Below are 24,580 nucleotides of genomic sequence, written 5' to 3'. Positions count from 1 at the left end.
GGCCGGCGACGCGGCCGTGCGGACCTTAGTTGCCGCTGGCCTCGTCAAGGTCATAGACCGTGGCGTCCTCGCCGAACCACTTGACGATCAGTTCGTTCAGCGTGCCGTCGGCCTTCAGTTCGCCGAGGATCGCGTCGAACGTCTCGCGCCGCGGGTCGCCCTCGCGCAAGGCCATGCCGACGCCGCCGCCAAGCGGGACGTCCTCGCCCACGAAGGACATGTTCGGGTCCTCGTCGACGATGGCGACAAGGAAGTCCTTGTCGGCGAAGACGGCATCGGCTTCGCCGTTGCGAACGGCGGCGATGGTTTCGTCGGGGGTCGCGAATTCAAGCAGCGTCGCACCCGAAGCCGCGATATGGGCGGCCTGGATCGTGTTGACCTGCGCCGCGATCACGCCGCCCTCGAGGTCTGCATCGGGATTGGTCGATGCGAAGGCCGAGGCTGCGGGCGGAATGTAGTTCTGCGTGAAGTCCACGACTTCCTCGCGCTCGGGCGTGATCGACATGCCCGCCATGATCGTGTCGTAGTTGGCCGAGGTCAGGTTCGGAATGATCGAGTCCCACTCGTTCGTGACCCATTCGCAGGTCAGGCCCGCGCGTTCGCACAGCAGGTCGCCAAGTTCGCGCTCGTAGCCATCGACCTGGCCCGCGTCGTTGATGAAGTTGTACGGAGGATAGGCGCCTTCGGTCCCCATCCGGACGACCTCCTGCGCGGCGGCTGCGCCGGCAAGAAGCGCGCCTGTCACGGCGAGGGTGGTCAGCAGTCTAGCGGTCATCATGTGTCTCCCCATAAGACGGTTGTCGGGTGATTAGATCAGCTACTTCAGCATTAGTATAGCTACATTCTTTCGGTATTCGCCATCACGGACTGTGCAGGATGAATTGCCGAAGCCGCTCGGACTTCGGGGTCTCGAAGATCTCTTTCGGCGTTCCTTCTTCCTCGACCCGTCCCTGGTGCAGGAAGATGACGTGGTCCGAGACGTCGGCGGCCAGGTTCATGTCGTGCGTCACAAGGATCATCGTGCGCTTCTCGTCGGCAAGATCCTTGATCACCGCCACCACTTCGCGCTGCAACTCGGGATCGAGGGCCGAGGTCGGCTCGTCGAACAGCAGGGCGCGCGGTTCCATGCACAGCGCCCGCGCGATCGCGGCACGCTGCTGCTGGCCGCCCGAAAGCATGGCGGGATAGGCATCGCACTTGTCGCCGATCCCCACCTTGTCGAGATAGCCGCGGGCCGAGGTCTCGACCGCGTCGCGGTCGCGCTTGAGCACCGTCACCGGCGCCTCCATCACGTTCTGCAGGATCGTCAGATGGGACCACAGGTTGAACTGCTGGAAGACCATCGACAGGTTGGTCCGGATGCGCGTGACCTGCGTCCGGTCCGCCGGATGCCGCCCAAGCCCGGATCCGCTCCAGACGATCGGTTCACCCTCGAAACGGATCTCGCCGTCCTGGCTGTCCTCGAGCAGGTTGGCGCAGCGCAAGAGCGTCGACTTTCCCGATCCCGACGATCCGATGAGCGACACGACATGTCCGCGCGGGGCGGTCAGATCCACCCCCTTAAGGACCTCAAGCGCGCCATAGCGCTTGTGGAGATTCCGGATCTCGATAACGGGTGCGGTCGCGTCGGTCACGATCTTGTCGGTTGTTGTTTCCCCGGCGTCACAGTTAGGCGGGATTTGGACGGGATTGCAATCGGCAATGGGCACGACCTAGCGGCAAGTGCCAAAATTCGCGGCAATCGTTTGCGCGGTGCCGGTCCGAGCGCCGGTGAGCGAACACCGGCAGCGTCATCCCTGCCGCGCCTCGACCTTTTGCCGGGCGATGTTGGAGTCGCGGTCGTTCACCCCGAGAAGGTTCGCCACAAGCCGCAGCAGCGCATCCTCGTCGTGGTCGCGCGCGCCATCGGCCAGCACCACCTCCCACAGCGCCTCGATGACGCCGTGCCGGTCCTCGTAGGGCACCGCGTCCTTGATCGCGCGGGTGAAGCGCACCGTATCCGGGGCTTCGGCTTCAAGGGTTTCGGCACGCCCGCGCAGCGCCACCGCCTCGAAGGGCGACAGGCCGTAGCGCAGGGCCAGAATGCGATCGATCCGCCGCATCTCGGCCTCGGCGTAGTGCCCGTCCGAGCGCGCAACGCGCACCAGAAGCGCGGCCAGCGCCAGGCGGGCATCCTCGCTGGGAAGGGGATCGGGCCCGGGGGCGGCAAGGCGTCTTAGGAAATCTCCGAACATGCCCGGCATATAGGCCAAGAGGACCGCGCCGGGAAGGGGAGGGTGGGGGGCCCGCATCAACGCGCGCGCACGATCGCGTCAGGCGGATCCGGCCAGTCGGGCGGTCTGGGCGGCGATGACCGATTCCTCGTCCGTCGGGATCACCAGCACGCGCACCCGGCCCGCGCCGATCTCGGCCGCGCCCCGGGCGTTCGCCGTGCGGTCGAGGGCAAGGCCAAGCCAGTCCATCCCGTCGATCACGCGCTCGCGGATCGGCGCGGCGTTTTCGCCCACGCCGCCGCAGAAGACCAGCGCGTCGAGCCCGCCCAGAACGGCGGCCATCGCACCAAGTTCGCGCCGGATGCGGAAGACGTAATAGTCGATCGCCTCGGCCGCCCCGGTCTCAGGCGATGCCAGCAGGTCGCGCATGTCGCCGCTGATGCCCGACAGGCCCTTGAGCCCGCTCTCGTGATAAAGAAGCTGCGTCAGACCCTCGGCGTCGTAGCCCTGGCCCAGCAGGTAAAGCAGCACGCCCGGGTCGATCTGGCCCGACCGCGTGCCCATGGGCAGCCCGTCGAGGGCGGTGAAGCCCATGGTCGATCCGATGCTGCGCCCGCCCTGGATCGCGCACATCGAGGCGCCGTTGCCCAAGTGCGCGACGACGACTCGGCCGGCGTGAAGCGCCGGATGCTTGGCCGCCAGACGCCCCGAGATGAATTCGTAGCTCAGCCCGTGAAAGCCGTAGCGGCGGATGCCCGCGTCGTAGAACCGCCGGGGCAGGGCGAAGGTGTCGTTGACGAAGGGATGGCCGCGGTGAAAGGCGGTGTCGAAGCAGGCCACCTGCGCGGCCTTCGGAAACCGCGCCTGAGCCGCGTCCAGGGCCGCAAGGTTGTGGGGCTGGTGCAGGGGGGCAAGGGGCACAAGCGCCTCAAGTTCGTCCCGCAGCGCCGGATCGACCTGGGCGGGTCCGCGGTGGCGCACCCCGCCGTGCACGATCCGATGTCCCACCGCGACGATGTCGCTGTCCGGCAGGGCGTCGAGGATCGCGTCAAGCGCTTGGGCATGGTCCACCTGTCCCAGGGTGCGCACGCCATCGGGGCCGCGCAGCCGCGCCTCACCCATCCCGATCCGCTCGACCTGCCCCCCGGTCCGCCGGCTGGCGCCCTCCGCATCGTAAAGGGCGAACCGGATCGACGACGAGCCCGCGTTGAGCGTCAGGATCGCGCTCATCCCGGGGTCTTGGCGCGGGCGTGATAAAGCGCGGCCACCGCGCACGAGGCCAGCCGCGCCTCGTCGTCGTCCGACCGGCTGTTCAGGATGACGGGACAGGACGCGCCGATCACCACGCCCGCCGCCGCGGCGTGGGCGATGAAGCTCAGTTCCTTGGCCAGCATGTTGCCGGCCTCGAGGTTCGGCGCGACCAGGATGTCGGCCTTTCCGGCCACGACCGAGGTCAGCCCCTTGGTGCGCGCCGCCTCGAGGTCGACGGCGTTGTCCATCGCAAGCGGCCCGTCGACCGCGCCGCCGGTGATCTGCCCGCGCTCGGCCATCTTCGACAGGATCGCGGCATCCATGGTCGAGGGGATCGCGAAGTTCACCGTCTCGACCGCCGACAGGATGCCCACCTTGGGCTCCTCGATCCCCAACGCCCGGGCAAGATCGATCGCGTTCTGTACGATGTCGACCTTGGTCTTGAGGTCGGGGGCGATGTTGATCGCGGCGTCGGTCACGAAAAGAAGCTGCTTCAGTCCGGGAACGTCCATCACGAAGATGTGGCTCAGCCGCCGTCCCGCGCGCAGCCCCGTGTCGCTGTCGAGCATCGGGTGCAGCAGGACGTCGGTGTGCAGATGCCCCTTCATGATCGCGTCGGCCCGGCCCTCGCGCACCAGCGCCACGGCCCGTGCGGCGGCAAGGCGGTTCTCGGGGATCGGGATGATCCGGATCCCCTTCAGATCGGCGCCGATCTCGTCGGCCGCAGCCTCGATCCGGGCTGGGTCGCCCAGCAGGATCGGCTCGATCAGGGTATGCGACAGGGCCAGAAGCGCGCCGCCCAGCGACTTGGCTTCTTCGGGGGCGACCACGGCGGTGCGCAGGGGGGCCAGCGGTTCGGCCAGCTTCAGCAGGCGCTCGAAATGCACATGCCGGCGCAGCAGCAGGTCGGGCACGTCCGAGCCGTCGAAGCTTTGCGGGCGGTCGGGGGCGATCACCTCGGCCTCGCCCGACAGGATCAGGGTGCCATCCTCGCGCAGGACCTCGGTCGAAAACCGCGCGAGCCGGCCGTCCCCCTTGGCCAGAAGCGTCACCCGCGCGGTCAGGGTATCGCCCACGCGGGCGGCGGTGTGGGCGGTCAGGGTCTGGCTGCGATACATCGTTCCCGGACCGGGCAGCTTGTTGCCCAGAACCTCCGAGACAAGTGAGGCCACCCAGAGCATCGGCGCGATGCCTTCGGGCACGCCGTCAAGGTCGCCGTCGGCCTCGGGCAGGTGCATCGGGTTGCGGTTGCCCGACGAGCGCGCGAAGACGTAAAGATCGTCGGCCGTGCAGGCCCGCGTCGTCTCGGCGGTGTCGCCGATCGTCAGACGGTCGAAGGGCGTGTTGTCGAAATGCAGCGCCATCGCGCGGGTGTCCCTGGCTTCCTCGGGGCAGCCTAGCAGATCGTCCGGCCAAGCGAAGCGCTCTCATGCCGCAAAAAGCGGAAAGGTGACGCCCAGCGCCCAGGCGAGGATCACGCCAAGGCCAAGGCCCACCGTCGCGGCGGTCGCGCCGCGGCCGGCCCAGCGCCCCATCAGCCCATAGACAAGGAAGAACAGCACGATCACAGGCACCACGATCAGAAGGAAGAACAGCCGTTCGAAGTCAAGCGCCACCGCCAGCGCGAGCGAGGCGAAGAACGCCGCCTTCGCGCCAATCCGCCGCCAGAGCGGGGCCTGGCCCGCATCCGACAGCGTGGTGTCGGCCAACATCGCCGGGATCGTTCCCAGCGCCAGAAGCGCGACGATCCCCCAGCGCGTGCCGGAGGGCCAGAAACTTGCGACATAGCGGTCCAGCGCGCCACCGAAGACCAGCAGGCCCCAAACCAGAAGTGCGGCAAGGGCAAGCGGCCGGACCGGCCCCGGGCTCACGCCCGCCCATCGAAGGACCGCCAGTTGCAGGACCCCCAGGATGAGAAGGTGCACCACCAGGTAGTCGGCCACGAGGACCGGAAGCACCCCGGTGTCGATCCGGGTGGCGATCAGGGGCGCCGCCAGCGCCGGGGCGATCACCGCCAGGGCGAAACGGCCGGGCGGCAGCGGCGCCGTGGGCCGGCGGGCCTGCGGCAGCAGGCGCGACAACGGCCAGCCCAAGGCGACGATCGCGGCCAGCATCGCAAGGATGGCCCCACCCGTCGCCGCTACCGGCGCGGGGTCGGTCGTCGCGCCCTCGCCGCCCAGCCAGTCGCGCGCCTCGCGCAGCCCGGTGGCGCTGTAAAGGACCCCCACATGCTCGACCATGGGGGCCACCACGGCGCGGCGGCGCACCTCGCCGGCCGCCAAGGTCTGGCCCTCCTGACCCGCCGGATCGACCAGCCTGAGCGCGTCGAGGGCCGCGGCGCGCAGATAGGCCTCCCATTGCCCGGTGATGATCAGAAGCCGGCGCGGATGATCAGCGGTCACGGCTTCGGAAAACATCGAGATCGCGACGACATCGGTGATGCGCGGGTCGGTCGCTGCCGTGCGCACGATCACGTCCGAGGCCATCGAGTGGCCAAGGATCGCCACCGGCCCCGTGACGCCGGGCAGGGCGAGGGCGGCGTCGGTCACGCGCCGCGTCTCGTCCACCAGAAGCCGCGTCGTGCCTTCGACCGAGGTGACGTCGCCCGACATCGGCACGGAATTCCGGCCGTGGCCTTCATAGTCAAAGGCCACCACCGCAAGGCCGTTCCGGGCCAGCGTGAGCGACCAGGCTTCCATCAGCTGGCGCGAGCCCGCGAAGCCGTGGCTGACCACGACAAGCCGCCGGTCGCCCCCGGGCAGACGGTACAGCGTGGCGGGCGTCGTGCCGACCTCGAAGCGCAGGATCTCGATCCCCTGCCGCACGCCTTCCAGCCGCCAGAGCGACAGCGCAAGCACCACAAGGGCGAGCGCGGCGACGATCCAGTGAAGGGGGCGAAGGCGGGACATGGGGCGCATATAGCGCGGCCCCCGGCCGCCGTCGCGGTCTATTCCAGAAGCTCGCGCATCGCCTCGCGCAGCGTCAGGTCGGGCTGGAAGCGCCCGGTCCGCAGGAAGTTGAAGGTCTCGGCGATCACGAGGGGGTCGTTCATCATGAAGGTATGCGTGACCGGAAGCACGATGTGGTCGGTCAGCCCTTCGATCCGCGTGCTGTCGACCGAAACCTTGCCGTCGTCCGGCCCTTCGATGATCTGCGAATAGACCGGGTTCAGGGACTTGTCGCCTGCAATGACGCCCAGTTCGAACGTCGGCAGGCCAAGCCTGTTCGGCGCGCTGTCGGGGCCGGTGCCCAGCGCCATTCCCGCCGGACCGTTGAGCCAGGCGAAGGCCTCGAGATCGCCGAAGGTATCGACCAGTTCGGTGCCCTTGTTCGGCGGGGCCAGCATCACGACACGTCCCATCAGCGGCGGGCGGTGATCCTCGAGCCAGGCGCGCAGAAGAATGCCGCCCATGGAATGCGTCACGAAATGCGTCCGCTCGGTGCCGCAGGCCGCGACGGCGGGCGGCACGGCGATCTCTACGAGGTCGGCGAAGGGCATCGTGGTCGAGGGGTAGCCAAGATTGACGACGGTATAGCCCTTCGAGGCCAGCGCCACCTCCATGACTTTGAGCGAGGCCGGCGTGCGCGCAAGGCCGTGCAGCAGCACCACGCAGTCGGCGCGCGCCGGGGCCGCGGTTGCCGTGGCGGCCAGAAGAAGGGCAAGGGCGATCAGCTGTCTCACGGCTTTCATGTAGGGGATGGCGGCGGTTCTGCGAAGTCTGACGTTGCGGCGCGGGGCCCGCGGGCTAGGTTCAGGGGGCAGACGAGGCGGCAAGACGCGGGATCGGGATGCAGGGCAGGACGGCGATCATCGGGGCGGGGCTTTCGGGACTGACCGCGGCCGCGGCGCTGGACGCGGCCGGGCGGGCCGTCACCGTCTTCGACAAGAGCCGCGGGGTCGGCGGGCGGCTGGCCACGCGCCGCACCGGGTCTCCGGCGGGCGAGTTGTCGTTCGACCATGGCGCGCCGTGCGCGACCGGCGCGGACCCGGCGTTTCTTGACTGGCTCGCCGAACTCGGCGCCACGACCCGGGGCGACGCGGCCTGGGGCCGGCCGGGGATGAGCGCGCTTCTGCGGCCTGTGGCGCAGCGCCTCGACCTGCGCGCGGGCGCCGAGGTGGCGGCGATCCGGCCGGCCAGCGGCGGCTGGACGCTGGCGGGGGCGGACGGCGCGGCCCTGGGCGCGTTCGAGGCCGTGATCCTGGCCATCCCGGCCCCGCAGGCGCTGCGCCTTCTGCCCAAGGGCACGGCGGACGCCGCCGCGATCAGCGCCGTGCGCATGGCGCCGGCCTGGACGCTGCTGGCCGCCTTCGAGACCCCGCTCGACACCCCCGATCTGGTCGAGGCCGCAGGCGCGATCGCGCGGGCCGAACGGCAGTCGTCGCGCCCCGGGCGGCCGTCCGGCGACCGCGCCGGGCCGGACGCCTGGGTCGTGCAGTTCACGCCCGCCTTCACCCGCGCGACCCTTGAACAGGAGAAGGACGCGATCTTGCCCGACCTCTTGCAGCAGTTCGCCGACGTGGTGGGCCCGCTGCCTTCCACGGTTCATGCCGCCGCGCATCGCTGGCGCTATGCCCGGACCGAGGTGCCGCTTGGCGCGCCCTTCGCCGGAGACGCCGCCGCGGGGCTTCTGGCCGGCGGGGACTGGGCGCTTGGCCCCGACGCCCTTCACGCCTGGCAAAGCGGCCAGGCGATGGCCCGGGCGCTGCTTTCCGACGCGGGGGAAAGCGGCTAGAGGGGGCGGCATGGCCTACGATCTGCCCCGCCTGTCCGCGCTTCTCGACCACGGGTTCGACACCGTGATCGACGTGCGCTCGCCCGCCGAATACGCCGAGGATCACCTGCCCGGCGCGATCAGCCTGCCGGCGCTTTCGGACGAAGAACGCGCGCGGGTGGGCACGATCTACAAGCAGGACAGCCCCTTCCGCGCCCGCAAGATCGGCGCGGCGCTGGTGGCGCGCAACGTGGCCGCGCATCTTGACGGTCCGCTGGCCGACAAGGACGGCGGTTGGCGCCCGCTGGTCTATTGCTGGCGCGGCGGGCAGCGGTCGGGCTCGGTCGCGACGATCCTGCGCGAGATCGGCTGGCGGGTCGAGGTGCTGACAGGCGGCTACCGGGCCTTCCGCCGCGAGGTGGTGGCCAGCCTCTACGATCGCCCTCTGGCGCATCGTCTTGTCGTGCTTGACGGCAATACCGGCACCGCGAAGACCGCGCTTCTGGCGCGGCTTGCGGGGCGCGGGGTGCAGGTGCTTGACCTCGAGGGGATGGCGAACCACCGTGGGTCCGTCCTAGGGCCGCGCGCGGGCGGGCAGCCCGGGCAGAAGGCCTTCGAGACCGCGCTGGCGACGGGTCTTGCCGCCTGCGATCCAGGCCGGCCGGTGGTGGTCGAGGCGGAATCGAGCAAGATCGGCGCCGCGATCCTGCCGCCCGAGGTCTGGAAGGCCATGGCCCAGGCCCCGAGGATCGAGGTCGAGGCCCCGGTCGCCGCCCGCGCCGCCTATCTGGCGCGCGCCTATGCCGACCTCACCGCCGACACGGAGGAACTGGTCGGCCGGCTCAGGCTGCTGATCCCGCTTCAGGGCCGCGAGCGTGTGGCCCAGTGGACGGCGCTGGCGCAAGCCGGCGCGCACGAGGCGCTGGCCGCCGACCTGATCGAGGCGCATTACGATCCGCGTTACGAGAAGTCCCGTGCCCGTTTCGCTGATCTGCGCGTGGCGACCGTGTCGGCGGCTTCGCTTGACGAGGCCGCGCTTGACGCGCTGGCCGACGAGGTCGCCGCGACGCTGGGCGCTATCGCGCCGTGATCATCGCAGCGTGATCATCTCACCGTGATCCGGGGCGGATCGTCCGTGATCCGGCCGATTCGGGCGGCAGGAACACCGGCGGTGCGCAGGTCCGCCACCAGCCGCGCGGCCTGATCGCCCGGCACCGCCGCCAGAAGCCCGCCGCAGGTCTGCGGATCGAACAGAAGATCGGCGCGCGGGCCCTCGGGCGCGCGCACCCGGTCCTCGACCGCCGCCCGGTTCTGGTCGAACAGCGTCGAGCGGATGCCGCGCGCGGCCAGCGCCTCGGCCCCGGGATGGACCGGGACCGCGGCCAGATCGACCTCGGCGCCCACGCCCGAGGCGTCGAGCATCGCCATGAGATGCCCCGCCAGCCCGAAGCCCGTGACATCCGTCATGGCGTGGGCGCCCGACAGCAGCGCCGCCGCGTCGCCCTGCGGACGCACCATTGCCGCCCAAAGCGCCGCGATGTCGTCGCCCCGGGCCTTGCCCTGCATCTCGGCGGCCAGCAGGACGCCCGCGCCGACGGGCTTGGTCAGGATCAGCACGTCGCCGGGCCGTGCCCCGGCCAGCGTGATCGCCGGCCCGTCGAGAAGCCCGGTGATGGCAAAGCCGATGGTCAGTTCGGCCCCCTGCGTGGTGTGCCCGCCGACGATGGCCGCGCCTTCGGCCGCGAAGACGCCGCCCGCGGCCTCCATGATCTCGGTCAGCCAGCCCTCGCTCAGCCGTTCGCTCAGCGGCGGCAGGATGAGCGAGGCCAGCACCGCCTGCGGCTGCGCGCCCATCGCCCAGACGTCGCCCAGCGCGTGCACGGCGGCGATCCGCGCCATGAGGTGCGGGTCCGACGTCACGGCGCGCAGGTGGTCGGTCGTCAGCACTTGCCGCACGCCGCCCACCCGGACGATGGCCGCGTCGTCGCCCGGGCCGGTCAGGACATCGGGATGCGTCGCGGCCTGCGCCGCCAGCACCCGCGCCAGCGGGGCCGGGGCCACCTTCGCCCCGCACCCCCCGCACAGCGCCTGCCCGCCGTGCAGCGCCTCGGCCACGTCGCGCGCCGCCTCGCGCGGGGGTGGGGGCGGGGCCATGCGGGGCAGGGCGTTCAGTCGGTCCATGAAGCGGCGGTCGATCCGGTCCTTCTGCCGCCAGATCCAGTCGCCGGTCGTCACCAGCCCCCATTTCTCGCCCAGCGCACGCCGGCCGCCCAGCGAGATGAGCTTGAGGTAATCGCGCTGCGGCGCGAAGCGCCTGCGCACCCCGCGTGAGAGGTCCGCACGCAGGTTGTGGGCCAGGATCGGGGCGGCGCGCACCGCGAAGACGCCGGCCTTGGGGCGGGGCGCATGGGCCAGATGCGCGCAGTCGCCGGCCGCATAGATCGCGGGGTCGGAGACCGACCTCAGGAAGGGGTCGACCGTCACGAAGCCGCGTGTCAGGTCCAGGCCCGTGTCCCGCAGCCAGTCCTGCGGCCGCGCCCCGGCCACGCCGACGGTGAAGCGCGAGGGCACCGCGCGCCCGTCGGCAAGGATCACCGCGTCTTCGGTAACGCGGGCAGCAGGCGTGCCCGCCAGCACCTCGATCCCGTGGCCCTGCACGGCCGCCATGAGCTTTGCCTTCGCCGCCGGACCCAGACCCTGCGCGGGGGTCTCGGCCTCGATCACGCGGACCCTCGCGGGCCGGCCGCGCGCGCCCAGCGCATGGGCCATCGCCATGGCAAGCTCCAGCCCGCCGACCCCGCCGCCGATCACGGCGATCTCGGCCGGGCCGTCGCCCTCGCGGAAGACAGCCCACGCATCGGCGAAGGGTCCCAGGGGCTTGGCGGCAATGGCATGGGCGGCAAACCCGGGAAGGTCGGGCAGGTCCGAGGTGATGCCGATGTCGAGCGAGGCGATGTCGTATCCGATCCACCCGCGCCCGGTGACGTGGACGCGCCGCGCCTCGCGGTCGATCGCGTCGACCCGGCCAAGGATGAGCCGCGCGCCGGCGAAGCGCGTCAGCCGAACAAGGTCAATCTCCAACGCTTCGCGGGGGTAATGCCCCGCGACGTGGCCGGGAAGCATCCCGGTGTAGGGTGCCGTGGGGTCGGGGTTGATCACCGTCAGCCGCCCGCCGGGCAAGGGCGTCATCCCCCAGCGCCGCAGCACCAGCGCATGGGTATGACCGCCGCCGATCAGGACAAGCTCGCGGGTAAGGGGCAGGGGCAGGGCGTCCATGGCGCCGTGCCTAGCGCGATTGACGGGACAAGGCGAGGGGGCTCACGGCGCGATCCAGCGCCCTGCAAAACCGTCCGCGCGTTCGAAGCGCGCGCGGCGGTGGCGGTCGCGGCCAAGGTGAAGCGTCTCGATCGCGTCGATCCGAAGGTCGAGGACGGCGAAGCGGTCGAAAGTCGCGCCGGGGCGGTGCTCGGCGGGGTCGGCCAGCGGCGTGCCGGGCGCGGGCGCGCCGCCATAGTTCGTGCGCGCCCCCTCGGGGATGCGCGCCCAGCGCCCGGCGGCGTCTGCGCCCGAAAGGATCGACGCGGTGGCCGTCAGGCGGATCTGGACCTGCGCGCGCGGGTCCCAGACCACCAGCGCGCAGGCGGGATCCGCGGTGACTTCTGCGATCTTGCCGCTTGCGGTGTCGGTGTGCACCTCGATCCGCGCGTTGGCGCGGTCGGCCGCGCGCAGCACCACGACGCGCGCGGCCGCGCCGCCGTTCTGGCCCGCCGTGGCCAGCACCGGGTGACGCGCCGGCGCCCGGCGGTCGGCGACGCCGCGCGCCAGCCGCTGCCAGACCGCGTCGAGCGTTCCGGGGAGCGTCTCGAATGTCTTACTCATAACCCGTCATCTCCAGATAGCCGCGCCCGCCATGGCTTCCGGTGATGCGCACCGGTCCCTCCCAGTATTCGACCGCCGTGTCCATCCAGGCCTGCGGCTGGATCGCCCGCACTTCGACCGCCAGACCGCGCTCGGGCAGCGACAGCGCCCAGGCGGTGGGCACCTCGCGGCCGGCGACGCGCGTCACCTCGAGCGGTTCGGCCCGGAAGGCGCCGTCGGGAAGGGGGGTGGGGGTGCCGTCCGCCGCGATCCAGGTCGCGGCGGTGAAGGGCGCGCGCGCCCGGCTGCGCAGCCGGAAGCCCATCAGCTTTTCGCCGCTGTCGAGATGCAGCGAGAACCAGTCCCACCCGGTCTGGTCGGGCGACAAGGGCTGCGAGGACCATTCGCGGTCCAGCCAGCCGGTTCCCGTCACCGCCACCTCGCCCTGCGGCAGCGTCAGGGTGCCCGCCACGCTGTAGAACGGCTGCGAGTAGTAATGGCTGGCCTGCCCGTCCTGCGACTTGACCGAATAGCCGCCGTCGCCCTGCGGGACGAAGGGGCGGTCGGCCGTGAGGCGAAGATCGTAGGCGAAATCCGTGCCTTGCGCGGTGACGACGATGTCGGACAGCGAGGGGCCCGCCATGGACCAGTCGTCGATCACGGCGGCGAAGGGCTCGGCCGTCACGCCGGCGCTGCCGACGCCGCCTCGGGCGAAGCGTTCGGCGACGTGGTGGCCGTCTGGCGTTGTGATGGCGGCATGGGCCATCCAGACCTGCGGGCTGTCCCAGCCCTCGGCCTCGCCGGGGGCCAGTGCGTTGCGGAAGAGCGTCCACTGGATGCCGTAGTCGCGCCCCCCGGCGTCGGTCAGGTTCGCGGTCAGGTACCACCACTCGATCCGGTAGTCGGGGTGCGCGCCGTGGTCGGCGGGAAACTCGAAGGGGACGCCGCGCTGCGGGATCGAGAAGCCTTCGGCATCCGTGCCAAGGCCCGCGAAGCCCTGCGCCAGCGCGGCGGCGGGAAGAAGCATGGCAAGGGCGACGGCCTTAGCGTTCATGGGCGAAGACCGCGATCAGCCGCGCAGGCGCCATGCGCGACAGGCGCAGCGCGGGCCAGAGGCTTGCAAGGCCGGCCGCCAGAAGCGACAGAAGGCCAAGCCAGACCCAGTCGCGCGGAAACAGGAACATCGGCAGCCGCCAGCCGAAGGCCTCGACGTTGATGACGGCCAGCAAAACCCAGGCCAGCAGCAGACCCACCGGGACTGCGGCAACGAAGGTCAGCACCGCCAGCAGCAGCGCGCGCAGCACTTCGAGCCGCGAAAGCTCTGCCCGCGTCAGCCCCAGCGCCCAGACCGGCGCCAGTTGCGGCAGGCGCATGGCCGCGAGCGTCAGAAGGCTGGTCAGGATCGCGAAGCCCGCGATGCTCAGCGTCAGCACGTTCAGCGCGGCGCTGACCGCGAAGGTGCGTTCGAACACCTCGAGCGAGAAGGCCTTGAGCGCGGCCTGGTCGATCATTTTCTCGTCGGGAATGCCGAAGCCGAGAAGCGCCTGCCGGACCTCGTCCACCCTGCCGGGCGGAACGCGCAGCCCGAAGTCGAGCTTCTCGACGCCGGGGAAGCGCGCGGCAAGCTCGGGCAAGGCGATCAGGACCTGCGCCATGGGGTTGCCGTAGTCGCTGTAGATGCCGCCCACCACCGGCGTCCATCCATCCGGCAGCGACACCGCGTCGCCGGGGGCCAGCCCTTCGCGCCGGGCGAGCTGTTCGTTGACCAGCACCGCCCCGCCGGCGGCCACGCGGTCCCAGACGCCGGGCAGCGCGTCGAGCATCGGCCAGTTCTCGCGGTAGGTGGCGTGATCGGCCACGCCGAAGATCTCGGCCGGGGCCCCTTCGACAGTGCCCTCGACGTTCCAGATCGGCAGGATCGCGTCGGTCATCGGCCCAAGGAAGGCCAGCATCGCCTCGGCCTGTTCGGGCGTTTCGGCTGCCACGTAGAGCTCGGACGCCAGCCGCTGGTCCAGCCAGCCGGTGAAGGTCAGCCGGAAGCTCGAAACCATCGTGCCGACGCCGATGTTGGCTGCCAGCGCCAGCAGAAGCGCCATCAGCGCCAGCGACAGGCCGGGAAGCTGCTGGCGCGTGTCGGCCCAGAACCACTGTGCCTTGGGGCCGGTGCCGCCAAGGCGGGCGCAGGCCCCAAGCGCAAGGTCAAGGACCGTGGGCAGGGCAAGTGCCGCGGCGACCAGAAGCGCGCCAAGCATGACGAAGCCCGCGACAAGCCCTCCGCCCGACAGTCCTGCGCCAAGCGCCAGAAGCGCAAGCCCGCCCGCCGCGCCAAGCTGCGCGCGCCGCGCCGCGCCCGAGGCCATGGCCCAGGCGCGCGGCCGCGCCGGCGCGAGCACCGGCAGGCGCGAAAGCTTCCACAGGCTTCCGGCGGCGGCGACGGCGGTGCCCGCCACCGCGATCGCGAAGCCCGCCGCCCACCACGCGGGCTGAAGCGTCAGCGATCCCTCGACCGTGGCGCCGTAGATGCCGCGCAGCGTGGCCGCCACGCCTGGCAAAAGCGCTGCGGCGATGACATAGCCAAGCCCCACCCCGATCGCGCCCGCGATCAGCGCGAAGGCAAGAAGTTCAAGCGCGACAAGCGCGGTCAGGCGCCGGGCCGACAGGCCCAGGGCGCGCAGGGTGCGGAACACCGGGCGGCGCTGTTCGAAGGCCAGCGCGACCGCGCCGTGGACGATGAAAAGACCCACCGCGAAGCTGAGCAGGCCGAAGGCGGTCAGGTTCAGATGGAAGCTGTCGGTCAGCCGGGCGAGGTCGGCCTGCGCCTCGGGCGCGCGCCGGTCAAGCCCGGGGGCCAGGGTGTCGAGCGCGGGTCGGACGAGGGGCTGCTCTTCAAGGATAACAAGCCGCGTCAGCCCGTCCACGCCCAAAAGCCGCTGTGCCACGGGGATGTCCGCGAAGGCCATGCCGGGGGCCAGCCCCTCGACCGCGGTCACGGGCAGGCCGTTGGCCGCAAGGCGGTCGGCGGTGGCGGGCGCGGCCAGCAGGACGCCGTTCGATCCGAAGAAGGCAAGCGGGTCGTCGCCCAGCGCTGCGCCCGCCGCCGCGGTGCCCGGGGGCGCGGTCAGGGGGTCGAGGCCCAGAAGCCGTACCCGGCCGCCGTCGCCGGCGATCCAGCCTTCGACCACCGGCGCCACGGCCCAACCCGCGCGGCGAAGCGCCACGAAGGTCTCGACCGGAATGGTGCCGCCATCGGCCGCGACAAGCGTGTCAAGCGCGCCGCCGCCCAGCGCCTCGGCCGCCTCGTCGTAGCTTGCCCGCGCCTCGGCGTTGATCGCCTGCACCCCGGACCACAGCGCCGTCGCAAGCGCCAGCCCCAACACCAGCGTCACAAGCTGGAGCGGGCGCCGGCGCCAGTGCGACAGCAGCGCCTGAAAGGCAGCGCGCGTCATCGCAGCCGCCCGTGGCTGAGGTGCAGACGCCGGTCAAGCCGCGCGGCAAGGCGTGCCGAATGGGTCACCATCAGAAGCGCGGCCCCGGTTTCGGCCACCAGACCCAGCATCAGCGCAAGCACGGCGTCGCCAGTGGCCTCGTCAAGGTTGCCGGTGGGCTCGTCCGCCAGAACCAGCGCGGGCCGGGCCGCCAGCGTGCGCGCCACCGCGACGCGCTGCTGCTGCCCGCCCGAAAGCTGCTCGGGAAAGCTTCGCGCCTGCGGCCCAAGGCCCAGCCGGTCGATCAGCGCGGCGCACCAGTCGGGGTCATGGCGTCCCGAAAGACGCGCCTGAAAGGCGATGTTCGCGGTCACGTCGAGCGAGGGGATGAGGTTGAACTGCTGAAAGATCAGCCCGACGGTGCCTCGCCTCAGCGCCGCCCGGGCGGCGTCGTTCATCGTGGTGACCTCGTGCCCGGCGACGCGGACGCGGCCGGCGTCCGCCGTCTCGAGCCCCGCAACCACATGCAGGAAGGTCGACTTGCCCGACCCGCTTTCGCCGGTCAGCGCCAGCGTCTGACCGGAGCCAAGCGTCATCGACACGCCGTCGAGCACGGCCACCGGGCCCGCGTCGCCCGGGAAGCTTTTTCGCAGATCCTCGACGGAAAGAAGCATGTCGTCCCCTTCCGGGCGGGCGCCGGATCAGCGCGCGAGGCGCCCTGCGCGCCCTCCGCGGCGCTGCTTCAGCCGGGCGGCGCGCGCGGGCAGGTCGTCCATGATCCGGCGACGGTCCTCGGGGGAAAGCCGCGTCCAGCCGCCGATCTCGTCGATCGTCCGGTAGCACCCCGCGCAGATCCGCGCTTCGGGATGGATCAGGCAAACCTTGATGCAGGGGCTTTCGATCTCGTCGCGCCGCCAGATGTCGTCGTTCACGTGCGTCTTCCTTCCCGCCGTCCCCGGCACATAGCACGCGCCGCCGCGACCGCCACCTGCGTCACAGCCGCCCCATGCGGTCAAGCGCGCCCTGCAGGATGAATCCCGCCGCGACATGGTCGATCACCGCGCCGCGCCGGCGGCGCGAGGCGTCGGCTTCAAGCAGCGCGCGCTCGGCCGCCACCGTCGACAGGCGTTCGTCCCAGAACGCGATCGGCAGCGCGGACAGCCGCGCGAAGTTGCGCGCGAAGGCCCGCGTCGACTGGCAGCGCGGCCCTTCCGAGCCGTCCATGTTCAGGGGCAGGCCAAGGATGACCCCCACCGCCGCGCGATCGGACAGGATCCGGGCCAGCGCCGCCGCGTCCTGCGTGAATTTCGCTCGCCGGATCGTCTCGGACGGGGTGGCCACCGTGCGGCGCGTGTCCGAGATCGCCACTCCGATCGTCTTTTCCCCGAAATCGAGGCCCGCGACGGCGCCCGAGGCGGGCAGGGCGGCGGCGAAGGTCGCGATGTCGTCGAAGATCATTCGGCGATGCCGGCGCGCTGGCGCGCTTCCTCGATCACCGGTAGCGCGGCGGGTTCCGAGGCGAAGGCGGTCAGCGCCTCGTCGGCGATGGCGCGGGCTTCGTCGGTCCGGCCCAGAACGCCCAGGGCGGTGATCAGGCGCGCCCATTCCTCGGCCGTGCCGCCTTCGCTGGCCAGCCGGTCCGACAGGCCCGCCACCATGTTCTCGATCATCGCCTGGCGGTCTTCGGCCGTCATCTCCTGCGCGGCCTCGACATCTGCGGCCGAGGGGCCGCGCAGGCCCCCACCCGCCATCGGCGGGGGCGTCGGCGCCGGCGGGGTGTAGGTGACGCCGGCGCGCAGGGCCAGTTCCTCGATCTGGGCGCGGACAGGAAGATACCATGGGTCTTCGGGCGTGCTGCGTTCCAGAAGCGGCCGCCAGAGGGCAAAGGCCCGGTCGGGCCGCCCCGTCTGGATGTAGAGAAGCCCGGAATAGTAAAGCGCGGTGCCGTTGCCGGGGTCGCGGTTCAGCGTCTGAAGCAGCGCGTCCTCGGCCTCGGGCGAGACGAAGCCGCCGGCGGCAAGGATCATCAGGTCGGCGAGATCGGCATAGTCGGCCGCGGTCGCGCGGTCGCCCAGAAGCTCGATCACGCGCGCCTGCGCCTTGCGCGCGGCGGCGAAGTTGCCAAGGGCGGCCTCGTTGCGCGTCAGAAGCGTGTAGCCGGTCAGGTCGTCGGGGCGCGTCGCCAGCGCCGCGCGCAGCTGCTCGACCAGTTGCAGGTGCTGCGGGTCGGCATTGGTCACCGGCGGGACGCGGGCGGCGATCTCGGCCTCGGCCGTCTCCTGTGTGGGACGTGCGGCGCGGGCGGCTTCGGCCATCTCGATCCGGGTCGCGAGCGGCAGGTCCGGGTATCCCGGCGCACCGAGCCGTCCGTAAAGCGCAAGTGCTGCGGCCACCACGACCGCCCCAAGCGCCAGCGCGCCCAGCGGGGTCGTGATCGTCGCTGCGGCGGCCACCCCCTGGCCTGCGGCCGCCGTGTCGCCTTCGGCGGCCTTGCGGTCGGCGTCCAGAAGGCGGCGCGAGATCTCGATGCGGACCTGTTCGGCTTCCTCGGGGCTCAGGACGCCGCGCGCAAGGTCGCGGTCGACCTCTTTCAGCTGGTCACGATAGACCTGCACGTCCGACGAGCCCGAGCCGATCCCCGCGCCGCGCCGGGCCCGGATCATCGCCAGCGCCAGAAGCGCGCCCACGCCGATCGCCATCGCCGCCGAAATGATCCAGAACGCCATCCGCCTCTCCTTCGCAGGCTTCATCTATAGCGGCGGCGGCATGGAAGAAACCCCCGCCCGATCCCCTGGGCGATCAAAGCCGCGCGAGAGGGGCGCGGGGGATTGCCGCATGTCGCGATTTGGGCGCGATGTGCCGCAGGTAGCCGTGGCGTCGGCGCGCGGATTTTCCCATAAGGTCGACGGTGAGTCCGACCCAAGCCCCGGAAGGGAATCCGATGCAGCGCTATTCCGTCTTCGCCGTCGCGCGCGAGGCCCTTCGCGGCCACACCGGCTGGGACCGCGCCTGGGGCAGCCCGGTGCCGCGCGACCGCTACGACGTGGTGATCGTCGGCGCGGGCGGACATGGCCTTGCCACGGCCTACTACCTTGGCAAGAACCACGGCATCACCAATGTCGCGGTTCTGGAAAAGGGCTGGCTTGGTGGTGGCAACACCGGGCGGAACACCACGATCATCCGCTCGAACTACCTGCAGGACCCGTCGGCCGCGATCTACGAGAAGTCGCGCAGCCTTTACGAGACGCTGAGCCAGGACCTGAACATGAACGTCATGTTCAGCCCGCGCGGCGTGATGATGCTGGCCCAGACCGAACACGAGGTGCGCGGCTACCGGCGCACCGCGCAGGCCAATTCCCTCCAGGGCGTCGAAACCGAGTTCATCGGCCCCGAGCGCGTCAAGGACCTGTGCCCGATCATCGAGACGCGCGGCCCCCGCTATCCGGTTCTCGGCGCGCTCTGGCAACCGCGCGGCGGCACGGCGCGGCACGATGCGGTGGCCTGGGGCTATGCCCGGGCCTGTTCGGCCATGGGGATGCACATCCTGCAGAAGTGCGAAGTCACGGGCGTGCGCTCCGAGAACGGGCACGTCACGGCGGTCGAGACGACGAAGGGCACGATCGGCTGCGGCAGGCTTGGCATCGTGGTGGCGGGCCATTCCGGCGTGGTCGCCCGGATGGCGGGGTTCCGGCTGCCGATCGAGTCGGTCGCGCTTCAGGCGCTGGTCAGCGAACCGATCAAGCCCTGCATGGACGTGGTCGTCATGGCCAACACGGTGCATGGCTACATGAGCCAGTCCGACAAGGGCGAGATGGTGATCGGCGGCGGCGCGGACGGCTATAACAACTACACCCAGCGCGGGTCCTTCCACCATATCGAGGAAACCGTGCGCGCCCTGATCGAGACCTTTCCGATGATCAGCCGGCTGAAGATGCTGCGCCAGTGGGGCGGGATCGTCGACATGACCGGCGACCGCTCGCCCATCATCTCGAAGACACCGCTTCAGGGCTGCTTCATCAACTGCGGCTGGGGAACCGGCGGGTTCAAGGCGATACCGGGATCGGGGTGGGCGATGGCCCAGCTGATGGCGACGGGCGAAAGCCCGCTGGCCGCGGAATTCGGACTAGACCGTTTTCGTGCGGGCAGGTTCGTGGACGAAAGCGTGGCCGCGGGGGTGGCACATTGACGGTCGTGACCGCCCTGCGCCCCGCCGTCGTGGCCGGGTGGCTAGCGCCAGAACTTCCAGCCGCGCGGTTCGGCGGGCTTGCGAAGCTTCGACTTCGCCTTGCCGGCGCGGTCATCAAGCCCGCGCCACACCACGATACTGGCCGTGACGAGAAGCATTGCGAGCGGAAGGATGCGGATGACGTGAACCATGGGGCCTGCCTTGCTGTTTGCGCTGACATGCGCCTGCCGCGTGCGAAGGTCAACGGGGCGCGCTTGACCTGCGGCGTCATGACCATATCTCGGGGGCGACACGATCCGGAGACGACCCCATGCACGCCCTGCTTTCCCGCCTGCCCGACGCCGACACCTTCCACCGGCACAGGGGCAAGATCGCGGGGCTGGCGGCGGGCATCCTTGTTCCCATCGTCGTGGTCCTTTTCTTCCACGTGCTCTACACCGGATACGGCATCGGCGAGACGCCGGTTCCGCCCGCGCCGATCTATCCAAATCTCTGACGTCGGGCGCATGGCCGCCCGCAAGGGGGCCGCGCCGTGCTGATCCTGACCTGTCCCTGCTGCGGTATTGCCGCCGACGAGACCGAGCTTGCCCCAGGCGGCGAGGCGCATCTGAAGCGCTTCGGGCCGGGGTCGTCGGATGACGACTTCGAGGGGTATCTCTTTCACCGCGCCAACCCCAAGGGCGTCCATTTCGAGCGCTGGCGCCATGCCTATGGCTGCGGCAAGTGGTTCCTGGCCGCGCGCTGCACCGTGACGCTCGAGGTGTTCGGGACCTACCCGGCGCAGACATCGGCGCCACCGCAGGCGATTCTTGACGCGATCGACGCCAAGCGCCCGGGCTGGAGGGCCGGGGCATGAGCGCGCGTCTGCCCCGGGGCGGCCGCCTAATCGACCGCGCCGCGACGGTCGAGTTCACCTTCAACGGCAAGCGGATGCGCGGCTGCCAGGGCGATACGCTGGCGTCCGCTTTGCTGGCGAACGGACAGTTGCTGGTCGGGCGGTCCTTCAAGTACCACCGCCCGCGCGGCATCGTGGCCAGCGGCGCGGAAGAGCCCAACGCGCTGGTGGGCCTGGGCCGCGACCGCCGGTTCGAGCCCAACGCCCGCGCCACCACGACCGAGCTTCACGAGGGGCTTGAGGCGCTCAGTCAGAACCACTGGCCCAGCCTCGAATTCGACCTGGGCGCGGTCAACGGGTTCCTGTCGCGGTTCCTGCCGGCGGGCTTCTATTACAAGATGTTCCTGCATCCCCGGTCGTTCTGGAAACACGTCTACGAACCCTTCATCCGGCAATCCGCCGGTCTGGGCCGGGCGCCCGCGCATCGCGATGCGGATCGCTACGAGCAGATGCACGCCCATGTCGACGTGCTGGTCGTGGGCGGCGGGATCGCGGGTCTGGCCGCGGCGCGCGCCGCTGGCAAGGCCGGGGCGCGGGTGCTGGTGGTCGAGCAGACGGCCCACTGGGGCGGGCGCGTGACGGACGCCGGCACCATCGACGGGATCGAGGCCGCCGCCTGGGTCGAGAAGGTCGTTTCCGAACTAGAAACGATGTCCAATGTCCGGCTTCGCCTGCGCACCATGGGGTCCGGCGTCTATGACCACGGCTATGTGCTTGCGGCCGAGCGTCTGACCGACCACGACCCCGACCGCGGCGGGCCGCGCCAGCGGCTGTGGAAGATCCGCGCCGCGCAGGTGGTGACGGCCACCGGCGCGATCGAGCGGCCGCTGAGCTTCGCCGGCAACGACGTGCCGGGGGTGATGCTGGCCTCGGCCGTGCGCGATTATGTCGTGGATTACGGCGTCTCGCCCGGCGACCGGACGGTCGTCGTCACCAACAACGACGACGGCTACCGCACGGCGCTGGCGCTGGTGGCGGCGGGGCTTCAGGTGCCCGCGATCCTCGATCCGCGCGAGGCCCCCGGCGGCGAACTGGTCGAGGCCGCGCGCGCCGAGGGTCTGCGCATCCTGACCGGCCGCGCCGTGGCGAAGGTCAAGGGCGTGGCGCGGGTCGAAGGCGTGGCGGTCTGCGCCGCGGCGGGCGAGGGCGCGGTGTTGGACGAGATCGCCTGCGACGCTGTCGCGATGTCGGGCGGCTGGTCGCCGGTCGTTCACCTTTGGTCGCACTGCGGCGGCAAGCTTTGGTGGGACGAGGCGCAGGCGATGTTCCGCCCCGACGCCGAGCGCGCGCCGACCGGCGCGGATGGCCAGCCCTTCGTCCGGGCGGCGGGGGCGGCGGACGGCGACCTGACGACCCCGGCGGCCGTGACAAGCGGTCATCGGGCGGGGGTCGCCGCGGCGAAAGCGGCCGGTCATGGCAAGCGTGCCCCGGCGGCGCCAAAGGCCGAGGCACCGGCCGAGGGCCCGATCCTGCCAGTCTGGGTGATGCCCGCGGCCGCGGGGGCCGACCTGAAATCGAAGATGTGGCTCGACTTCCAGAACGACGTGAAGGTGTCCGACGTCGAACTGGCCGCGCGCGAAGGCTATGAAAGCGTCGAGCACGCCAAGCGCTATACCACGCTGGGAATGGCGACCGATCAGGGAAAGCTGAGCAACATCAACGGTCTTGCCGTTCTTTCTCAGTCATTGGGTGAAGCCATCCCGCAGGTCGGCACGACAACCTTCCGCCCGCCCTACACGCCCATCACCCTGGGCGCCATCGCCGGCGAGGCGCGCGGCGCACTGTTCCAGCCGCTGCGGCGCACCGCGATCCACGGCTGGCACGAGGCGCAGGGCGCGCATTGGGAACCGGTGGGCCAGTGGCGGCGGCCCTATGCCTTCCCGCGCGCCGGCGAAAGCGTCGAGGCGGCGGTTCAGCGCGAGGTGCGCAACGTCCGCGACGGCGTCGGACTGCTGGACGCGTCGACCCTTGGCAAGATCCTTGTCAAGGGACCCGATGCGGGCCGGTTCCTCGACATGATGTACACCAACATGATGTCGACGTTGCCCGTGGGCAAATGCCGCTATGGACTGATGTGCAACGAGAACGGGTTTCTCATCGACGACGGCGTGGTCGCCCGGATCGACGAGGACACCTGGCTGTGTCACACCACCACCGGCGGCGCGGATCGTATCCACGCGCATATGGAAGACTGGCTTCAGTGTGAATGGTGGGACTGGAAGGTCTTTACCGCCAATCTGACCGAGGCCTATGCCCAGATCGCCGTCGTCGGCCCGCACGCCCGCGACCTGCTGGACCGGCTTGGCGGCATGGATGTCTCGGCCGAGGCGCTGCCCTTCATGCAGTGGGCCGACGGCACGCTGGGCGGGTTTCCGGTGCGGGTCTTCCGGATCTCGTTCTCGGGCGAGCTCAGCTACGAGATCGCGGTGCCCGCGGGGCAGGGGCTGGCGCTGTGGGAAGCGCTGGTCGCGGCGGGCGAGCCCTTCGGGGTCATGCCTTACGGCACCGAGGCGCTGCACGTGCTTCGGGCCGAGAAGGGGTTCATCATGATCGGCGACGAAACCGACGGCACCGTGATCCCGCAAGACCTTGGGCTTGACTGGGCGGTGTCGAAGAAGAAGGCCGACTTCCTGGGCAAGCGCGCGCAGGAACGGACCCATATGACCGACCCGACCCGCTGGAAGCTGGTGGGGCTTGAGACGATTGACGGCTCGGTCCTGCCCGAGGGCGCCTATGCGCTGGACGCGGGCCGCAATGCCAACGGCCAGCGGAACACGCAGGGGCGCGTGACCTCGACCTATCATTCGCCCACGCTGGGGCGCGGCATCGCCATGGGCCTTGTGCGCCATGGCCCCGACCGCATGGGCGAGGTTCTGGATTTCACCAATGGCAAGGGCGGCACGGTGAAGGCGCGGATCGTCAGCCCCGTCTTCTACGACCCCGAGGGAGAGAAGCAGAATGTCTGATCCCGTCAGCCCGCTTGGCGGCGCGACCTTCGAGGGTCTCGTCCGCATCACGGAACTGCCGCCCCGGGGCATGATCACGCTGAAGGGCGATCTGTCCTCGGCCAAGCTGAAGACGGCGGCAGCGAAGCTGGCCGGGGTGGACTTTCCCGGCCCGCGCGGCGCCGCGCTTGCCGGAGAGAACGGTCTTCTGTGGATGGCGCCCGACGAGGTGATGGTGCTGCTGCCGCGCGCCGAGGCGGCCGGGGGCGCGGCGACGCTGGCCCGCGCGCTTTCGGGCACTCACCATCTGGCGGTCGACGTGTCGGACGCGCGCTGCCTGTTCCGGCTTGAGGGCCCGGGCGCGCGCGAGGTCCTGTCGAAGCTGACGCCTGCCGACCTTCACCCCGACGCCTTCGGCCCGGGCGAGGTGCGGCGCACGCGGCTTGCACAGGTGGCGGCCGCCATCTGGATGCCTGGCCCCGACAGCGTCGAGATCGTCGCCTTCCGGTCGGTCGCGCGCTACGTCTTCGACGTGCTCGCCAATGCCGCCGCCCCCGAGGCCCGGGTGGAGTATTTCTGATGCGCAGCCTCGCCCTTGCCGCCCTGCTTCTTGCCACGGCCGCGCCGGCGCTGGCCGAAACGCTGGACTGCGTGGTCCAGCGGCGGGTCTACGCGACCGAGGCCTTCGGGCGCTTTTCCAATCCCATCCAGGAAAGGATGCGCTTCGAGATCGCGCCCGACGGCGGGTCGGTGCGGGTTCTCGATCCGCTGATCCGCGCGACCTATGGCGGCCCGATCCAGGGCAAGGTGACCGAGAACACCGACGCCAAGCTGGTCGTGACCTGGTCGATCCCGATGCAGGGCTTCAACCTTGCCAAGGCCACGATGACCTTCCGCGCCTCGTTGCAGAAGGCCCCGAACCGGCTGATCGTCACCGCCGTGCCCCTGGGCTTTCAAGAGCGCTTCTTCGCCCGCGGCGGCTGCGCCCGGACTGGCTGAGGGCATCGGCCGGCGGCCCGCGTCGGCGTCGTCCGGGGTTGACCTTGCGGCCCCCACGGCACAGGTATGCGCCAGTCTGACGCCACGCCAACAGA

General features: G+C 70.8%; 24 protein-coding genes. 8 read left to right on the top strand and 16 right to left on the bottom strand.

All coding sequences use genetic code 11. The annotated features are described in order from the left end of the window. Positions 1-25: 25 nt before the first annotated feature. The 7 genes from ACRDNQ_RS14880 to ACRDNQ_RS14850 all read right to left on the bottom strand — a co-directional run bounded on the left by ACRDNQ_RS14880 (position 26) and on the right by ACRDNQ_RS14850 (position 7,155). Positions 26-775 carry a transporter substrate-binding domain-containing protein gene (locus tag ACRDNQ_RS14880; RefSeq protein WP_431829477.1) on the bottom strand — a complete coding sequence of 250 codons (750 nt, stop codon included), beginning with the start codon at positions 773-775 and terminating at the stop codon, positions 26-28. Positions 776-860: 85 nt separating this feature from the next. Then, entirely contained in the window at positions 861-1,634 is a 774-nt protein-coding gene (locus tag ACRDNQ_RS14875; protein WP_431829476.1) for an ABC transporter ATP-binding protein, read from the bottom strand. Between the two features lie 156 nt (positions 1,635-1,790). After that, positions 1,791-2,234 carry a tellurite resistance TerB family protein gene (locus tag ACRDNQ_RS14870; RefSeq protein WP_431829475.1) on the bottom strand — a complete coding sequence of 148 codons (444 nt, stop codon included), beginning with the start codon at positions 2,232-2,234 and terminating at the stop codon, positions 1,791-1,793. Between the two features lie 78 nt (positions 2,235-2,312). Beyond that, the gene (locus ACRDNQ_RS14865; RefSeq protein ID WP_431829474.1) at positions 2,313-3,443 is read right to left on the bottom strand and encodes an acetate/propionate family kinase; all 1,131 of its coding nucleotides are present in this window, start codon (positions 3,441-3,443) and stop codon (positions 2,313-2,315) included. Continuing rightward, a complete protein-coding gene (locus tag ACRDNQ_RS14860; protein WP_431829800.1) occupies positions 3,440-4,822 on the bottom strand; it encodes a bifunctional enoyl-CoA hydratase/phosphate acetyltransferase in 1,383 nt (460 codons plus the stop codon). The genes ACRDNQ_RS14865 and ACRDNQ_RS14860 overlap by 4 nt, the downstream gene beginning before the upstream one ends. Positions 4,823-4,891: 69 nt before the next feature. Next, entirely contained in the window at positions 4,892-6,373 is a 1,482-nt protein-coding gene (locus ACRDNQ_RS14855) for an alpha/beta fold hydrolase (protein ID WP_431829473.1), read from the bottom strand. A gap of 38 nt (positions 6,374-6,411) precedes the next feature. Continuing rightward, positions 6,412-7,155 carry an esterase/lipase family protein gene (locus ACRDNQ_RS14850; protein ID WP_431829472.1) on the bottom strand — a complete coding sequence of 248 codons (744 nt, stop codon included), beginning with the start codon at positions 7,153-7,155 and terminating at the stop codon, positions 6,412-6,414. Between the two features lie 98 nt (positions 7,156-7,253). On the opposite strand from ACRDNQ_RS14850, the gene ACRDNQ_RS14845 reads away from it, so the two are divergent. After that, positions 7,254-8,198 carry an NAD(P)/FAD-dependent oxidoreductase gene (locus tag ACRDNQ_RS14845; protein WP_431829471.1) on the top strand — a complete coding sequence of 315 codons (945 nt, stop codon included), beginning with the start codon at positions 7,254-7,256 and terminating at the stop codon, positions 8,196-8,198. 10 nt (positions 8,199-8,208) lie between these two features. After that, positions 8,209-9,267, top strand: a complete 1,059-nt coding sequence (gene mnmH / locus ACRDNQ_RS14840; RefSeq protein WP_431829470.1) for a tRNA 2-selenouridine(34) synthase MnmH — start codon at positions 8,209-8,211, stop codon at positions 9,265-9,267. A 14-nt stretch (positions 9,268-9,281) separates the two neighbouring features. Here mnmH and selD read toward each other — a convergent pair whose 3' ends face one another. The 8 genes from selD to ccmI form a co-directional block, all read right to left on the bottom strand. Next, positions 9,282-11,453 (bottom strand): selenide, water dikinase SelD, encoded by a 2,172-nt coding sequence (gene selD, locus ACRDNQ_RS14835; protein ID WP_431829469.1) that lies wholly within the window; start codon positions 11,451-11,453, stop codon positions 9,282-9,284. Between the two features lie 42 nt (positions 11,454-11,495). Beyond that, positions 11,496-12,056, bottom strand: coding sequence for a pyridoxamine 5'-phosphate oxidase family protein (locus ACRDNQ_RS14830; protein ID WP_431829468.1), 561 nt, complete (start codon positions 12,054-12,056; stop codon positions 11,496-11,498). Then, positions 12,049-13,089, bottom strand: a complete 1,041-nt coding sequence (locus tag ACRDNQ_RS14825; protein ID WP_431829467.1) for a lipocalin-like domain-containing protein — start codon at positions 13,087-13,089, stop codon at positions 12,049-12,051. The genes ACRDNQ_RS14830 and ACRDNQ_RS14825 overlap by 8 nt, the downstream gene beginning before the upstream one ends. After that, entirely contained in the window at positions 13,079-15,481 is a 2,403-nt protein-coding gene (locus tag ACRDNQ_RS14820; RefSeq protein ID WP_431829466.1) for an FtsX-like permease family protein, read from the bottom strand. The genes ACRDNQ_RS14825 and ACRDNQ_RS14820 overlap by 11 nt, the downstream gene beginning before the upstream one ends. Continuing rightward, the gene (locus ACRDNQ_RS14815) at positions 15,478-16,134 is read right to left on the bottom strand and encodes an ABC transporter ATP-binding protein (RefSeq protein ID WP_431829465.1); all 657 of its coding nucleotides are present in this window, start codon (positions 16,132-16,134) and stop codon (positions 15,478-15,480) included. Before ACRDNQ_RS14815 ends, ACRDNQ_RS14820 begins: the two co-directional genes overlap by 4 nt. Positions 16,135-16,161: 27 nt before the next feature. Further along, positions 16,162-16,392 (bottom strand): DUF1289 domain-containing protein, encoded by a 231-nt coding sequence (locus ACRDNQ_RS14810; protein ID WP_431829464.1) that lies wholly within the window; start codon positions 16,390-16,392, stop codon positions 16,162-16,164. 61 nt (positions 16,393-16,453) lie between these two features. Next, positions 16,454-16,918, bottom strand: a complete 465-nt coding sequence (gene ruvX / locus ACRDNQ_RS14805; RefSeq protein ID WP_431829463.1) for a Holliday junction resolvase RuvX — start codon at positions 16,916-16,918, stop codon at positions 16,454-16,456. Further along, on the bottom strand, positions 16,915-18,186 hold the full coding sequence (ccmI, locus tag ACRDNQ_RS14800; RefSeq protein ID WP_431829462.1) for a c-type cytochrome biogenesis protein CcmI: 1,272 nt from the start codon (positions 18,184-18,186) through the stop codon (positions 16,915-16,917). Before ccmI ends, ruvX begins: the two co-directional genes overlap by 4 nt. A gap of 215 nt (positions 18,187-18,401) precedes the next feature. Between ccmI and ACRDNQ_RS14795 the strand changes: the two genes are divergently transcribed. After that, positions 18,402-19,646, top strand: a complete 1,245-nt coding sequence (locus ACRDNQ_RS14795; protein WP_431829461.1) for a sarcosine oxidase subunit beta family protein — start codon at positions 18,402-18,404, stop codon at positions 19,644-19,646. A gap of 41 nt (positions 19,647-19,687) precedes the next feature. On the opposite strand, the gene ACRDNQ_RS14790 is transcribed toward ACRDNQ_RS14795, so the two are convergent. After that, positions 19,688-19,837 carry a hypothetical protein gene (locus tag ACRDNQ_RS14790; RefSeq protein ID WP_431829460.1) on the bottom strand — a complete coding sequence of 50 codons (150 nt, stop codon included), beginning with the start codon at positions 19,835-19,837 and terminating at the stop codon, positions 19,688-19,690. A 119-nt stretch (positions 19,838-19,956) separates the two neighbouring features. Here ACRDNQ_RS14790 and ACRDNQ_RS14785 point away from each other — a divergent pair, with 119 nt between their 5' ends. The 5 genes from ACRDNQ_RS14785 to ACRDNQ_RS14765 are packed head-to-tail and all read left to right on the top strand — an operon-like array spanning position 19,957 to position 24,485. Next, positions 19,957-20,142, top strand: a complete 186-nt coding sequence (locus tag ACRDNQ_RS14785; protein ID WP_431829459.1) for a hypothetical protein — start codon at positions 19,957-19,959, stop codon at positions 20,140-20,142. Between the two features lie 36 nt (positions 20,143-20,178). Further along, positions 20,179-20,502 (top strand): sarcosine oxidase subunit delta, encoded by a 324-nt coding sequence (locus ACRDNQ_RS14780; protein ID WP_431829458.1) that lies wholly within the window; start codon positions 20,179-20,181, stop codon positions 20,500-20,502. Then, positions 20,499-23,507 carry a sarcosine oxidase subunit alpha family protein gene (locus ACRDNQ_RS14775; protein ID WP_431829457.1) on the top strand — a complete coding sequence of 1,003 codons (3,009 nt, stop codon included), beginning with the start codon at positions 20,499-20,501 and terminating at the stop codon, positions 23,505-23,507. Before ACRDNQ_RS14780 ends, ACRDNQ_RS14775 begins: the two co-directional genes overlap by 4 nt. Further along, a complete protein-coding gene (locus ACRDNQ_RS14770; protein WP_431829456.1) occupies positions 23,500-24,066 on the top strand; it encodes a sarcosine oxidase subunit gamma in 567 nt (188 codons plus the stop codon). Before ACRDNQ_RS14775 ends, ACRDNQ_RS14770 begins: the two co-directional genes overlap by 8 nt. Next, positions 24,066-24,485, top strand: a complete 420-nt coding sequence (locus ACRDNQ_RS14765) for a hypothetical protein (protein ID WP_431829455.1) — start codon at positions 24,066-24,068, stop codon at positions 24,483-24,485. The genes ACRDNQ_RS14770 and ACRDNQ_RS14765 overlap by 1 nt, the downstream gene beginning before the upstream one ends. Positions 24,486-24,580: the final 95 nt, after the last annotated feature.

Origin of the sequence: Saliniferula longa (genome assembly GCF_050789285.1) — a bacterium.
GTDB lineage: Bacteria > Pseudomonadota > Alphaproteobacteria > Rhodobacterales > Rhodobacteraceae > CAVPWP01.
The sequence above is the reverse complement of the archived record's forward strand: the minus strand, read 5'-3'. Positions and strand labels throughout refer to the sequence as shown.